We start from the raw sequence: 13,308 nt of genomic DNA on the forward strand, positions 1-13,308 counted from the left end.
CGGGGTCCGGACGGACACGATACGCCGCGCACCCGGGGACCGTGGTCCTGCCCGGGCATTCGGCAGCTTCAGGAAACCCCCGTGGCTGGCGGGGGTTGCGCGAGCCGGTCCAGCCGCCCGCACAAGGCGCGGACCAGCCGGGCGCGGCCCTGGGCGCAGCGCAGGGTGCCTTCCGCCGGGGACATCGAGGCGGCGCACCGGGTGCGCGCGAGAGTGCCCGGCATCGTCGGGTGGTGCGCACCGGTGCGGTGCCGGATCGTGGTGCGCACGAGAGTGGAGTCCACCGTCAGCCGGTGCGCACGGGAGTGGAGCCCACCGAGTGGAGTCCACTCGATGCACAGCATCCGATGACGGGCGTCGTGCACCGGATGCAGAACATCGTGCGGTCCACTCGGTGGACGATGCCCGACATCGTCACCACAGCCAGGCGTTGGAGTGCCGCACACCGAGCACTGCACCCCGGTCGGCCAGGCGGCCGGCTCCCACCACCCGGGACAGAGCGCGCGCGTCACGGCGCGCGGCCGCGTTGCCGATGCGGTTCTGCTGGGACCGGGACCGGCGGCCGCGCCGACTACAAAGCCCGCCTTGGCGAGCCCTGCCGGTTGGACTGGGTCGGCGACGTCCCCTGAACTTCTGTCTCTGCGACGCCGCCCCGCCGCCGGGCGTGGGGCAGGCGGTGCCGTCAACCAACGCCCCGGAGGGCGGGCCTCGCCTCGCTCGTATGGATGGTGTGCACGGCGTCGGCGAACCCTGCCAGGCGATCGCCGCGTTAGATTCGGCATGACGATCGACGCCCAGCACATCGACGAGCCCGGCCTCGTGGTTCTCGACATCACCGCCGCCGACGAGGAAGAGAAGATCACTGAAACAGTCGCAAGCGGCAACATAACCCGCGATCTCCATGACCGGGCTCTTGCCGGGCGTTACCTCGCGCGTGGCCCCATAGGGAGCGCTGATCTGGTGACGGTCCTCGCCATGCAGGTGGTCAACCGCCGAAGGCGGTCACCTGGCGCCACCATGCCCCCGGTGACCGCACACGGTGACCGAGAGGCTTCAACTGGTGAGGAATACGCGCCTCTCGATTACGCGAGGTCGCCAGTTTCAGGCCCCCACCGAGAGCCGGATCACATACGTTCCGCCTCGCCGTCTGTACATTCGAAGTACACGCGCCGATGGCTGTCCATGCCTGCTGCACCGAGCCCAAAGCCCCAGATGACCGGGGCGGCTCCGCGAGCAGCGGCTCCGGACACCCGGCGCAGGTGGGCCTCCGCCGGATGGCGGGGCGGCCCGGACATCTGCCGGTCACCCGGCGATCAGCCCACTCTCAAACCTGGAAGGCATGACACAGTACTCAGACGTCGCAGCTCCTGTGGTAGACGCCCCGGCCCCCGTGCGCGACAGCGGAAAGGTACCGGCGGGTCGGCTGATCGGACTGGATCTGGCCCGCGGACTCGCGGTGTTCGGCATGTACGCGGCTCATGTGGGGCCCGACCCTGACCAGGGCGGTGCGATCGGCTTCCTGATGGAGCTGGCCCACGGCAGATCCTCCGCTCTCTTCGCCTTCCTGGCGGGTTTCGCCGTTGTCTTCATCACCGGGCGTGTGACGCCGAAGACGGGCCGGGCCGGGCGTCAGGCAGTGGCCAAGGTGGTGATCCGGGCCGTGATCCTTCTGGCCCTGGGCACCGTGCTGACCATGAGCGGCATCCCGGTCGACGTGATCCTCGCCTTCTACGGCCTGTACTTCCTGCTCGTACTGCCGCTGTACCGGCTCGGCGCTGGCCCCCTGGCGGCGATCGCCGTGGGAACGGCCCTCGTCCTGCCGCAGGTGCTCTACGTGGTGCAGCAGGCGATCGGCGACAGTGGCGTCCGCTCGCCCGGTGAGCCCGACGGCATCGTCTCGCTGCTCTTCACCGGCACCTACCCGGCCCTGACCTGGATCCCGTTCGTGATCGCCGGCATGGCCGTGGCCCGCCTGGACCTGGCTGCCACCGCTGTCCGGACACGCCTGGCCCTCTCGGGTGCCGTCCTCATGATCACCGGCTACGGAGGCTCCTGGCTGGCGCTGCACGTCGCTCCCGGCGCCGCCGACGCCATCGGCGCGGGTGGGGCGAGCGCGTGGTGGTCCGACATCGCGGGCTATCCGTCCGGTGACACCCCCGCCTGGCTGCTGGCTGCCTCCCCGCACAGTGAGACCACCCTGTCGATCCTGGGCAACACCGGTGTGGCGATCATGGTAGTGACCGCGTGTCTGGCCGCGACGGACGCCCTCCCGCGGCTCCGGTTCCTGGCCCGGCCGGTCATCGCAGTCGGTTCCATGTCGCTGACCGCGTACGTTTTCCACCTCGTCGGCATCCGGTTCCTGGGCATCGAGGAACTACCAGGATCGCCCCTGTATGTTCTATTTGGCTTCATCGCGGCCGCCTTGGTGTCCGCGACCGTCTGGTCGCGCTTCCAGCAGCGCGGACCACTGGAATGGATGATGGCCAAGGCGACGGGCCTGGCCCGGCACATCCGCTGAGCGCAGAACCGGCTGGACCGGTAGAGGGCGGCTGTCAGCCTGCCGTCGATGTGCGTGGTCGCGTGCTTCGCCGCGGTGCGGGAGATGCTCGTGAACGAGAGCGCGCTCGCGTATGTGGCGCCTGGTGTCACCGTGCACGGGATGGACGTCGGCCGGTGGCTGGATCGGCGGCGCCAGCACGAGGTCTGGCAGGGGCTGATGGACGGGCACCGTGAGCGCCTGGAGCAGCTCGGTGTCATGCTGCTTCCACCGGAGCAGGAAGCGCCCGCGAAGCCGTCCAAGGGGGCCTCTGGCTGGTGGCCCTGGCGGCGCAGTACAAGGGCGCGTACGGGCTCTGTGACGGCCCCCAGGGCCCACGTAGAGCGGCTGGTGCCGTGACCGCATTGGTTCGCCGGGTTGGTCAGGCCGCGATCTTGAGAGGGCGTCCGCCCCAGCGGATGCCTTTCTCACTGCGGATGCGGGCACGTTCCCAACGTTGCTTGGCCAGCACGTCAGGGTGGCGAGCGTTGGTATTGCGCCAGCGCAGGTAGCGTGCAGGGCCCGGGTCTGTGCGGTGTGGTTGCGGCGGTTGGAATTGGCGATGGTGAACTGCCGTAGTGGTCCGAAGTGGGCTTCGATCGGGTTGGCCCAGGACGCGTAGGTCGGGGTGAAGCACAGCTCGACCCGGTTCTTCTTCGCCCAGCGGCGGATCTTGTCGCCCTTGTGGGCGGACAGATTGTCCAGGGTGACGTAGATTGGGGCGCCGTCCGGGCGGGCTGCCCGGATCGACTTCGGCGCGGCCAAGGTGTTGTCGGCGCCCTCCTTGAGGCGGTTGACGCCCCAGAGCTTGTCGTCGCCCACCGAGTAGCAGCCGTGGAAATACCGGACGCCGTGGGTGCGATGGTAGGTCGCGGGGTGCCGCTCGGGTCGGCCCTGCTCGGCCCAGCACACCCGCCGGTGGGCCGGATACCGAGCGGCCCGAACTCGTCGAACGCGAACACTCGGTCTGGGAAGCGCTCCAGAACCGCCTCGATGCGGTCCAGCTTGGCATCGCGCTCGGGGTCTGGCGACTCCTTCCAGGTCTTGGTGCGCTGGAAGGTGACGCCGCGACGGGCGAGCAGGCGCCGTAACGCCTCGCGGCCGATCCGGATCACACGGCCATGCACGCGGCGCAGGTAGGCGGCGAGTTGGTCGGGCGGGTGGTGGCCGTCTGGATGACGAAGTCCTCGTCGTCAGCACTGAGCAGGCGGGGACGGCCTCCCGCCCACTGAGGGTCCAGGCAGGCTAGGCCGATCTCGTTGAACCGGTGGATCACGTCGCGGACGGTGTCCTCGTCAGCCTGGACCAGCTTCGCGATCACCGGGACCCGGTTCCCGCCGGCCGAGGCCAGCAGCATCATCGTGCGCCGGAACCGCACCGAACTGGTGCTGCCCCGGCGCACGATCTGCTGCAGTTTCTGCCCCTCCTGGCCGGTTAACCTGCGCGCACGGACAGGCTCGGCCATCGCCTCCAACGGTCGGATCGGACGTCATCGCGCACATCCAACCGCCGCGACCACGAGCCGGGCGAACGTTCCCGGTCGGAGGGCTACTTCTCGCGCAGAGTCTCGCCTTCGGCTGCCAGCACAGCCATGTCGCGGACGTGCATGTAGTACCTGGCCGCGTACTCGTCGTCGATCGCCGGGAGAACCTTCTCGAACACCGCCGTCAGCCGGATCAACCCTTCACCGCGCTGTTCGTCGAGCGGGCCGTTGAGAACGCCCAGGGCGTAGCCGTAAGAGTCCGCATCCAGCATCACCATGTCCTGGTCCTCGATGTCCAGGCCTCGGAAGCCTGGCGGGAACGGCATGGCCATGTGCTCGGCCATCACCTGCGAGAGCGCTTCGAGCTTCTCTTCGAACATGCACAAGATCCTGCCGGATCCCACCCGGCGAACCAATGCGGTCACGGCACCAGCCAACCACAGAGGTGGGGTTCTCGTTCTCTGCATGGCGGAGGCCAAGGGCGTGCCGAGCCGGTTGAGTCGGCCTGAAGCGCGGTTCCGGTGTTGCCACCGGCCCGTTTCTCCAGGCCGCTCTCCGAACCCGGCGTACCCGTCTCCGAGTACCGGGCTCTCCACAGTTCCTCTCGTCGGACTGGTTGTCAGGCTGTGGGCCAGGGGCTGGGGATCGTGTCGCCCCGGTAGCGGTACCGGGTGATCGCCGGTGTCCGCGCCAGGTTGATCAGTTCGACCCCGTCCGCAGTGATCGGCAGCCATGACCCGTGAGGGCCAAGGAGCCGGCTGCGGACGTCCTTCCAAGACCAGCGGTGCATTGTCTTGAGCCACATGATCACGCGATGCCAGAGGAAGGCCCCGAGCATGCGGAACGTGTGCTTCGCGACGGCATGCCGGAAGTAGTTGGCCCAGCCGCGCATGATCTGGTTGAGCCGGATCAGCACTTCCCTGGGGTCAGCCTGTGACGTCCTGCGGGTCAGGGCACGGATCTTGTCCTTCACCGAGCGGACGGGCCGCGCGGCGATGAACGCGTAGACGTACCACTTGTTACTTCCCCGTTTGCGGCGCCGCCGGATGCGGAACCCGAGGAAGTCGAACCCGTCCTCTATGTGCGCGATTCGGGTCTTGGCTGGTGACAGCCTCAACCCCAAAGGTTCGAGCACGGAGGCTACTTCGCCCTGGAGGGCCGCCGCATCCTCGGCAGAGCCATGCACCATGATCGCGAAATCGTCCGCGTAGCGGACAATTCGCCAGTTGGGCAGGCCATGCCGACGACGCTTGCGACGCGGGTACTGGCCATCCATCCGCCCGCCGGGCAGCCAGTCGCGGTGCAGGTGCTCGTCGAGCGCCGACAACGCGACGTTGAAGATCAGCGGGGAGAGGATGCCGCCCTGCGGGGTGCCGGTGTGGGTGTCCCTTCGCTGGCCGTCCTCATTGAGGATGCCTGCCTTGAGGAACGCCTTGACCAGCGCCAAGACACGCTTGTCCTTGACCCGTTTCCGCACGGCGCCCATAACGGCGCGATGGGAGACGTTGTCGAAGGCCGCTTCGATGTCGGCGTCCAGCACCCAGTGATATCCCTTGGAGCCGAAACGCTGGATCTCCGCGATCGCGTCCTGAGCCCGCCGTTTGGGCCGGAACCCATAGGAGACCGGCAGGAAGTCGGCCTCGAAGATGGGTTCCAGCACCAGCTTCAGCGCGGCCTGAACGGTCCGGTCCGCCACCGTGGGAATACCGAGGCTGCGAACCTTTCCCGACCCGCCCGGCTTGGGGATCTTGCGCTCCCTCACCGGCAGGGGCCGGAACGCGCCGGACTTCACGTCCGAGCGCAGACCGTCCAGGAACCCGGGTGCTCCAATATCCCGCTCGACGTCGGTGACGGCCACACCGTCCACGCCGGCGGTTCGGGCTCCCTGGTTGCCCGCGACCCGGTCGAACGCCACGATGAGCGTCGCCGGGTCATGAACGAAATTGAACAGGTCGTCAAACCGGCGGCCGGGGTCGGCCACCGCCCAACGGTGAAGCTTGGCCTGCATCTCCAGTACCCGGCCGAAGGGCCCCGCTGAGGGATCTCCTTCCGGAGCGCCGCCGTTCGGCGGCGCGTCTTCTGGCATTACAGCATCCTTCCCTTCATGGAACTACTGCCGCCCTTCCCCTTGCTCCGGGCTCTCCCCGGCTCTGAGTACTACGGCGGCTCCGCCCCCTCCCGCACCGGTCGACCGACGGTGGGTCCAGCCTCGAACTCCGCGCTGGCGGCGCGGACTCGTGACGGATGCGGGAGGGTTCCCGTGTTCACTGCTGACCGTTCGTCGCAGGAGGTGCCCGACTCTGTCCCGGCGGCATCGCCACGGTTACGCCGCAGGCATTCACCGTGGCCTCCCGGGCCTGCATCTACAGACCTGCCCGAGAGTTCCCCGCTCCCGTACTGCGGAAGCGGTTGCGCACCGCCATCCGGCCCAGATCCGCCAGGTTCGAGCCGGTGACTCATTACGGGACGTAAACGCCGGTTCCTCTCGTACACCTCTGCGTCTCGCTCGCCGGACCCGACCCATCTGGCAGTGCTGGACCGTCCCGGCTCGACGCCTCTCGGTTCAGGCTGCCGTCAGCTACGCTCGCCCCGCTACGACGGGGCTCGCGGTGCAGGTCTTCCACCTCCACTCGGTCAAGCAGCGCTTTGCACGGCGCACGAAGATTTCAAGTCCAGTGAGACGTTTGTGACGCTATGAGATCTGTGGTGCGGGTTCCCTGCGCTTGGCGGGGTCGTTGATCCACGCTTGCTGGGGAATCTCGGGCGGTGCGGGGCGGCGACCGAAGCGTTCGGGGTGGCGGGCGAACGCTTCGGCGAGCGTGACGGCTCTCTGGTCGCGGACCTCCTCGGCGGTGCCGAAGTGGACGCTGGCGGGCGTGTGCCATCCAATGCCCGAGTGCCGGTGCTCGTCGTTGTAGTACGCGATGAATGCGTCGAACCACTCGCGGGCGTGGGCCAGGGAATCGAACCGCTCGGGGTAGTCGGACATGTACTTGGTGGTCTTGAAATGGGTTTCGCTGTAAGGGTTGTCGTTGGAGACCTTCGGCCTCGAGTGCGACCGCGTCACCCCCAGACCGATCAGTAGTTGGGAGACCTTCTTCGACGTCATCGAGGTGCCGCGGTCCGCGTGCACGGTCTGGGGCACGATGCCGTTGCGGGCGATGGTCTCGCGGATCAACTCCTCGGCCCGCAGCGCCGACTCGGCTCGCTCGACGGTGTGGCCGACGATGTACCGGCTGAAGATATCGATGATCACGTAGGCGTGATACCAGACGCCCTTGACCGGTCCGGCCGCCTTGGTGATGTCCCAGGTGAACACCTGCGACGGGCCGGTGGCGACCAGCTCGGGCACCGCCTTGGCGGGATGGGTGGCCTGCCGTCGGCGCTCACCGGACTGATCCTGCTCGCGCAGGATCCGGTACATCGTCGAGACGGAGCAGTGATAGCGCCCGGCATCCAGCTCGCGGGCCCAGATCTGCGCGGGCGCCAGCTCGGCGTACTCGTCGCCGTTCATCAACTCGAGTACCGCAGCCCGCTCTTCGGCCGTCAGGGCCGACGGCTGCATCTGCGGGGCACGTGTTCTGCGTGGTGGTGGGGGCCGGAGCCGGCGGTAGTGCGTGGCGCGGGAGCGGCCGGTCAGCCGACAGGCGGCCGTGATGCCCAGTTGAACCTCGACGCCGGTGAACGCCTCGTCCACGACAGGGTCGGCGGCAGGCTTCAGTCCGCGCTCTCGGAGATCATTTCCAAGAGCGCGGAAGCTTTTCCCATCACCTCGAGTGCGGCCTTGTTCCGTGCCAGGTCCTTCTGCAAGCGCTCCACCTGCTGCCGCAGCTTTTCGTTCTCCACCTCCGCGGCGGACTTCTTCGCACGGGCCGGGCTCGTTCGGCGGTCGACCAGGTTTTCCAGGGCCCCGGCATCCCGGGCGGCCCGCCACTCCTTGACATGCGAGTGGTAGAGGCGTTCCCGGCGCAGGACCGCGCCCTTCTCGTTCCTGGGCGCGGAGTCGTACTCTGCGACGATCCGCAGTTTGTACTCCGAGGTGAAAGTGCGGCGCTTCGACCTCGGCGCCGGCTCGGACCCGACGGGCTCTGTGCCGGCCATAAGGGACGGTTCTCCTGTCGTGCCCTCTCAGGCGAACCCCGCAGAACGGGATGTCTCACCCAAGGCTGACAGAGAGGGAGCCGGGTCTTCGACGTCGACCTCGATGACCACCACCTGAGGCGGATTCGTCGGGTGATCGCGAACAACACGGCCCCACCCGTCCCGTACCGAGCCGATCCGCGTTCCGAACCCGGACGCTGAGGGAAACGGTCTTCTCCTCCTGGCTGTTCCTCGCAGCCCGCAGGCTCCCCGCGCCGTGACAGCTACCCCGACGAAGGAATCAAAGGACATCCTTCGCTACCCCAGGCGCGGTGGGAGTCAGACCGAGTGGCTCACGGAAACGATGGTGGCAACCGGCTCTACGGCCGGCGCCCTCTCGGAGGGCGCCGGCCGTAGACGGTCTCACGCGGCAACGTGATCGCGCCTGGGTTCCTGATCGCTTTGGTGGAGCCCGCAACTCTCAGTGGACGTTAAGTCCGTTTCTGGTAGCGGCCTCGTCCGGGTTGGGTGAGGAAGCCTTGGCGGAGGAGGCGTGCGAGGCGGCTTCGGGTGATGTTGACGGATACCTCGTCGGTGGGCAGGTCGAGGAGTTCGTGCAGTTCACGGGCCCGGAACACCTGGTAGGCGGTGCTCGTCTCGGTCTGAGGCGGGTCGGGTTCGGTTGCTGCCGGGGCGGCTTCCGCAATGACTTTCCGGGCGATGTCCAGCTCCGTGAGTCGGGCCTCGGTCTCGGCCAGGGCGGCGGTGAGGTGGTCGATCTGCCCCTGGAGTTCCCCGGCACGGGCGGTGGCCGCCTCGTGCTGGGACCGGAGGTCGGCGAGGAGTTCGGTGACGTTCACGCGGCCAGCCCGAGACCGTCGCGCCAGGCGGGGCTCGGTGTGGTCAGGCGGCGGGTCATGTTCGCGGTGGAGGCCCAGTAGACGCGTGAGGCAGAGGTGTCGGGCCGGTGGTCGTCCTTGCGGGCCAGGCGCCGGTGCAGCAACAGGGTTCCGTTGACCTGTTCCACGATCCACCGCTTGGGCTGCGGGACGAAGCCCTTGCCCTGGTCGGCGGGGTTGCGGCGGACGATCTCGACGTCGATGTCGTTCAGCACGCCGTGGATGACGACCTCGTCCTTGAAACCCTGGTCCACCAAGGCTTTCTCCAGCCGGTTCCCGCACTTCTCGGCGGCCTGGTCGAGCAGGGCGATGCCGGCGGCGTTGTCGTGGGCGGAGGCCGGCAGGACGACCACGCCGATGACCAGTCCCAGGACGTCCACGGCCAGCCCGCGCTTGACGCCCGACACCTTCTTGTTGACGTCCAGTCCCGTCGTGGTCTTCGGGACACCGGCAGCCGCACGCACGGACTGGGTGTCGACGATCACGAGGGACGGGTCCTCTAATCGGCGGGCCTTCTCCCGCACCTGGCAGCGCAGGAGTTCCTGGATCCGCTGGTCCAGGCCGTCCTCGCGCCACAGGCTGAAGTAGTAGAACACCGCCGACCAGGACGGCAGGTCATGGCGAAGGTAGCGCCACTGACAGCCTGTCCGGTTCTGATAGAAGATCGCGTTCACGACCTCCCGCAGGTCACAGGATCCCCGGTCACCGGTCGCCGACCGTGCCACTCGGTCCTGCTTCCAGCCCGTGATCATTGGCTCCAGCAAGGCCCACTGCTCGTCCGATAAGTCGCTCGGATACGGCTCTCTGTCCCTGCCCCGAATCCCAGCATGTCCATGCCCAACGCCAGCCCCGTACTGCAATCAGTCACACGATCGAGCGATCACGAACCGATGAAGATCGGACTTAACGTCCACTCAGATGATCTGGTCCGGCAGCAGCGGATATCAGCGTCCCGCCCCGCTGCGTTGCGATCGTGCCTGTCACGGGTTGATCGGTTCGCGCACGGGGGTAGTGAGCGTGCATGGATGAGACCCTGGTGGAAGAGAACTTCGCGCTTATGGACGGCCGCGACATGAACGTCATCCTCGGCCTCCTCGACGGGCTGAACCTTGAGGCCGAGCCCACTGCGCCACGCAGCAGCGGCAGGGGCCGCCACTGGGAGCTGACCATGTACTGGCAGCCGGCGGGACCGACCCGGAGAGTACCGAGGCGGGATTGCCCGGCACGGTCGACGAGATCAGGGACCACTTCGTCGCCGCCGGGAAGCAGCCGCCATCGAGGGTCGCCGTCTACCGTCGGGATGGGCTGGTGCTCTGGACCTTCCAACTGGACGCCGGGTAGGTGATCGGCCACGGGACGAAGCGTTGCGGTGCGTCGGATATGAAGCCGCGCACGCCGGGGCCGGCCCCACTGTGGCGAGGAGAAGCTTGCGGGGCGCTATGACTTTGATGTCCATTCACCTTGTTGCGTGTCGCCCGCTCTTCTCCAATGATCTGGTCCGCCACGCGGAGACCGGACCAGATCGGTTGAGACCGTGACCAGGCCGAGCAGGACGGGACATTCTCGATCCGTATGTATCCGTCTCACCGAAGTTTGATCAGTCTCGACGAAGTCTGACCGGCCCGCTTGAGGGTCACGCACCCGAACCGGTCGCAGCCCCCGGATCCCAATATTGCCGCGCATGCGGTTCGGAGCGGACACGTTCGAGGAGACGGCCTGCCCAGTTGCGGCCGCGGCCGGCGTTGTCACCCCGGAAGGACGAGTCCACGTCGTCGTGGAGCACTGTGGCGTCGTTTGTGGCCGGCAGGATCTCGGCCAGCTCGGGGTGCTGGTCGTACTCGGCTCGCAGCAGGCTTGTCATGACGGCGGTCCGGGCATGTTCCCAGCCCTCGCCGAGCGGCGTCCCGGCCGCGAGCCTGCTTGCCGCGGATGAGGTGTCCGCCGTCACGGTCTCGGCCCGGACCTCGGGCTGAGCGACTGACAGGGCCCAGTAGGCGTGGGCGGCGGAAGGGTGGACGACTTCTCCTACGGTGACCGGGGCGGGGTAGTCGTTTCGCAAGCCGCGCACGCCGGGGTCGGCCACTGGCCTGTTGGGATACCAGTGGTAGAGCTGGACCGCCGGAGGGTGCGCAGCCACCGGTCCGTCTGCGGGGATGCGCGCGGGCCGCTCGGCCAGCCACTGGGCTCGGTCCTCGAAGTACGCGAGGGCGCTGTCGTAGACGTCCTGCGTGACCGGCGGATCGACCGGCAGGCAGGTCTGGCCGCCGGGCCCTGCCACCAGCACCCGCAGCGGCCCGTCTTTCCGGTCCATGTCGCCCAGCGCGTAACGACGCCGGGATGGGCGCGGGCTGCGGCCCGGTTCTCCTCCGTCCGGTTGGCGGGGAAGGTGTCGACGGCGGCGAGGCAGCGGCCCGTCGAGTCGGGCCGCCCGTTCAGCTGGTCGATGGTGTCCTGTACTTCGGCGACCAGTAGGTCAGGGGTGAGCCAGGTGCGTGGCTCACGGAACTCCAACCCGCCAGATCGTGCTCGGATGCCTCAGCGCCGTCCGGGAGGCTGGTGGCCACCCAGCCACTGCGGAGCTTCTCCTGGAACTCCTCGAGGGTGACCAGGCCCCAGCAGTCGATGAGCCCGTCGGCATGGATGAACATGGCTCCGGCGCGGTAGCGCTCCACCGTCCGGCGCGAGACACCCAAACGCTCCGCCAAAGACTTGGTGGACCCCTTCGCCCGCGTGAGGAGGACTTTCACCTGAGACTTTACGGATTTCGGCGCGGGCCGGGTGAAGACCTTCCGCTCCGCCCGCGCGAGGACCTCCAGAACCTTGCCACGGCGCGGGGCCGGCTGCTGCTGTCCGTGCTCGCTCATGCCTCCGGGGACCACGGATCACCTGCGGACAGATTCCGAAGTCCGCGCAGGTGGCGACGGGCGCTGTCGGCGGTGCGACTTTGACCGCTAGTTGGCGGATTTGAGCGATAGTTGGCGAGCCCAGACCCGTGGGCCGCCGCAGGACACGCTGGGGCACTTTGGAGACGTTATGGATTTGCTTGCGATCCTCGATGAGGCGGTGGCCGCTCTCAAGGCTCCTCTGGGAGAGGACGACCGAAGCCAGGGCTGGACCGATGATCTCCGGAGAGAGGTTCAGGAAGAGATTTCGATCAGCCGTTCAGTACTGCGCCGCCACGGATCCGGCATGGTGCGGTACCTACGTCCGCGCCTTGACGAGTGGATGAAAAGCGAGGAGATACGACTGGGACGCCTCCAGCACCTGGTGTCGGATGTGCAGCGGCGGCTCGTGGACGCTCGCAGCACGGTGTGAGGCACATCGGCTGAACTGCCGATCCGAAGCTGACAGGCCGGCCAAAGGAACCGCCAGCCGGCTACCAGGCAAAAAACCGCCGACTACGAATCAACACGGCCCTTCGACGGGCGGCTCCCCGGATGCGACTCGCCATGTAGCGCTCAAAGGCACAGGCGTCCGTCCGTACGGCGGGAGGCATGACGACGTCCTCCGCCTCCGAACCGGTGCCGGTGCCCATCCGCGTGCTGCTTCCCGGGGACCAGGAAGTCATCGCGCACCTGTGGTCGCGGCACCAGCTGCGCGACGGCTGCGGCCGAGGCAGCCGCCCCGGAGCGCTCCGCCGACTTCGCCGATGCCTGGGGAAGAAGTATCCGGCGATCGTCCGGCTCCGGGAGAACGCCTGGGAGGAGTTCACTCCGTTCCTCCGCTTCGACACCGAGATCCGCCGCTTCGTCTGCATCACGAACGCGATCGAGTCTGTCAACGCCAGGATCCGCCGGGCGGTCAAGGCCCGCGGACACGTCCCGAACGAGACCGCCGCTGAAATGCTTCTACATGACCATCATGTCCCTGGACCCCACCGGCACGGGCCAGGCCCGCTGGACCATGCGCTGGAAAACGGCACTCAACGCCTTCGGCATCACCTTCGACGGCTGCCTCTCCGCAGCCCGTCAGGAAACCCAACCACGCTGGATACACCGCTCGTTTGGCAGACCCCGGTCAGGGCGCGGCCTTGCTCCTCTTCGCGGGCGACCTGCCGGGCAAGGACGTCGCGGTACGGGGTGACGGCGGCAAGAACCAGGCGCTCAGCACCCCTCGGCGGGCGGGCGGCGCCGGTCTGGCCGCGGTGCGCGCACCGTTCCGGACGGGCTGTCCCGGGCGTTTGGATCGCGTGGGCGGCGCCCGGCAGGAGGCGGGTCGGTCCACGCAGATGGTCATCGTGCCCGGACGGGTCCTGGTGCTTGCCCGCTCGGGTCCTCCGGGCGACCGGCCGAGGCCGCGGCGGGCAGGCC

14 protein-coding genes and 2 pseudogenes are annotated in these 13,308 nt (G+C 68.0%); 5 read left to right on the plus strand and 11 right to left on the minus strand.

The features are described 5' to 3' along the window. Positions 1-68 precede the first annotated feature (68 nt). Together OG936_RS00370 and OG936_RS00375 are read right to left on the minus strand one after the other, a co-directional pair. Positions 69-365, minus strand: a complete 297-nt coding sequence (locus OG936_RS00370) for a hypothetical protein (RefSeq protein ID WP_406491673.1) — start codon at positions 363-365, stop codon at positions 69-71. Between the two features lie 49 nt (positions 366-414). Continuing rightward, positions 415-903 carry a hypothetical protein gene (locus tag OG936_RS00375; protein ID WP_406491674.1) on the minus strand — a complete coding sequence of 163 codons (489 nt, stop codon included), beginning with the start codon at positions 901-903 and terminating at the stop codon, positions 415-417. Between the two features lie 436 nt (positions 904-1,339). Between OG936_RS00375 and OG936_RS00380 the strand changes: the two genes are divergently transcribed. After that, the gene (locus OG936_RS00380; RefSeq protein ID WP_406491676.1) at positions 1,340-2,518 is read left to right on the plus strand and encodes a DUF418 domain-containing protein; all 1,179 of its coding nucleotides are present in this window, start codon (positions 1,340-1,342) and stop codon (positions 2,516-2,518) included. A gap of 48 nt (positions 2,519-2,566) precedes the next feature. Next, positions 2,567-2,896: a helicase associated domain-containing protein gene (locus OG936_RS00385; RefSeq protein WP_406491677.1), complete on the plus strand. Its 330-nt coding sequence runs from the start codon at positions 2,567-2,569 to the stop codon at positions 2,894-2,896. 22 nt (positions 2,897-2,918) lie between these two features. Here OG936_RS00385 and OG936_RS00390 read toward each other — a convergent pair. The 7 genes and pseudogenes from OG936_RS00390 to OG936_RS00420 form a co-directional block, all read right to left on the minus strand. Next, positions 2,919-4,001: pseudogene (locus OG936_RS00390) on the minus strand (IS630 family transposase). Between the two features lie 83 nt (positions 4,002-4,084). Next, complete coding sequence (locus OG936_RS00395; protein ID WP_406491678.1) at positions 4,085-4,399, minus strand: hypothetical protein; 315 nt, start codon at positions 4,397-4,399, stop codon at positions 4,085-4,087. A 239-nt stretch (positions 4,400-4,638) separates the two neighbouring features. Beyond that, complete coding sequence (gene ltrA / locus OG936_RS00400) at positions 4,639-6,105, minus strand: group II intron reverse transcriptase/maturase (RefSeq protein ID WP_406491680.1); 1,467 nt, start codon at positions 6,103-6,105, stop codon at positions 4,639-4,641. Between the two features lie 606 nt (positions 6,106-6,711). Beyond that, positions 6,712-7,716, minus strand: coding sequence for an IS3 family transposase (locus OG936_RS00405; protein WP_406491681.1), 1,005 nt, complete (start codon positions 7,714-7,716; stop codon positions 6,712-6,714). Positions 7,717-7,736: 20 nt separating this feature from the next. Beyond that, on the minus strand, positions 7,737-8,120 hold the full coding sequence (locus tag OG936_RS00410; protein WP_406491682.1) for a hypothetical protein: 384 nt from the start codon (positions 8,118-8,120) through the stop codon (positions 7,737-7,739). Between the two features lie 470 nt (positions 8,121-8,590). Further along, positions 8,591-8,959 (minus strand): hypothetical protein, encoded by a 369-nt coding sequence (locus OG936_RS00415; protein ID WP_406491683.1) that lies wholly within the window; start codon positions 8,957-8,959, stop codon positions 8,591-8,593. Beyond that, on the minus strand, positions 8,956-9,819 hold the full coding sequence (locus OG936_RS00420) for an IS5 family transposase (RefSeq protein ID WP_406500278.1): 864 nt from the start codon (positions 9,817-9,819) through the stop codon (positions 8,956-8,958). The genes OG936_RS00415 and OG936_RS00420 overlap by 4 nt, the downstream gene beginning before the upstream one ends. Positions 9,820-10,213: 394 nt before the next feature. On the opposite strand from OG936_RS00420, the gene OG936_RS00425 reads away from it, so the two are divergent. Beyond that, a complete protein-coding gene (locus tag OG936_RS00425; RefSeq protein WP_406491685.1) occupies positions 10,214-10,339 on the plus strand; it encodes a hypothetical protein in 126 nt (41 codons plus the stop codon). Between the two features lie 292 nt (positions 10,340-10,631). On the opposite strand, the gene OG936_RS00430 is transcribed toward OG936_RS00425, so the two are convergent. Together OG936_RS00430 and OG936_RS00435 are read right to left on the minus strand one after the other, a co-directional pair. Beyond that, complete coding sequence (locus OG936_RS00430) at positions 10,632-11,309, minus strand: NADAR family protein (RefSeq protein WP_406491687.1); 678 nt, start codon at positions 11,307-11,309, stop codon at positions 10,632-10,634. A 121-nt stretch (positions 11,310-11,430) separates the two neighbouring features. Next, entirely contained in the window at positions 11,431-11,862 is a 432-nt protein-coding gene (locus tag OG936_RS00435) for a hypothetical protein (protein WP_406491689.1), read from the minus strand. Positions 11,863-12,031: 169 nt separating this feature from the next. Here OG936_RS00435 and OG936_RS00440 point away from each other — a divergent pair, with 169 nt between their 5' ends. Next, on the plus strand, positions 12,032-12,313 hold the full coding sequence (locus OG936_RS00440) for a hypothetical protein (protein ID WP_406491690.1): 282 nt from the start codon (positions 12,032-12,034) through the stop codon (positions 12,311-12,313). A 314-nt stretch (positions 12,314-12,627) separates the two neighbouring features. After that, positions 12,628-12,964 (plus strand): annotated as a pseudogene (locus OG936_RS00445) (transposase); the annotation flags it as partial. Positions 12,965-13,308: the final 344 nt, after the last annotated feature.

This window comes from Streptomyces sp. NBC_00846, assembly GCF_045207325.1.
Classification (GTDB): domain Bacteria; phylum Actinomycetota; class Actinomycetes; order Streptomycetales; family Streptomycetaceae; genus Streptomyces.

Coding starts and splice junctions, on each gene's coding strand:
- OG936_RS00395 (WP_406491678.1), bottom strand. CDS start 4,399: ATGTTCGAAGAGAAGCTCGAAGCGCTCTCGCAGGTGATGGCCGAGCAC.
- OG936_RS00380 (WP_406491676.1), top strand. CDS start 1,340: ATGACACAGTACTCAGACGTCGCAGCTCCTGTGGTAGACGCCCCGGCC.
- OG936_RS00430 (WP_406491687.1), bottom strand. CDS start 11,309: ATGGACCGGAAAGACGGGCCGCTGCGGGTGCTGGTGGCAGGGCCCGGC.
- OG936_RS00435 (WP_406491689.1), bottom strand. CDS start 11,862: ATGAGCGAGCACGGACAGCAGCAGCCGGCCCCGCGCCGTGGCAAGGTT.
- OG936_RS00375 (WP_406491674.1), bottom strand. CDS start 903: ATGGAGATCGCGGGTTATGTTGCCGCTTGCGACTGTTTCAGTGATCTT.
- ltrA (WP_406491680.1), bottom strand. CDS start 6,105: ATGCCAGAAGACGCGCCGCCGAACGGCGGCGCTCCGGAAGGAGATCCC.
- OG936_RS00385 (WP_406491677.1), top strand. CDS start 2,567: ATGTGCGTGGTCGCGTGCTTCGCCGCGGTGCGGGAGATGCTCGTGAAC.
- OG936_RS00440 (WP_406491690.1), top strand. CDS start 12,032: ATGGATTTGCTTGCGATCCTCGATGAGGCGGTGGCCGCTCTCAAGGCT.
- OG936_RS00410 (WP_406491682.1), bottom strand. CDS start 8,120: ATGGCCGGCACAGAGCCCGTCGGGTCCGAGCCGGCGCCGAGGTCGAAG.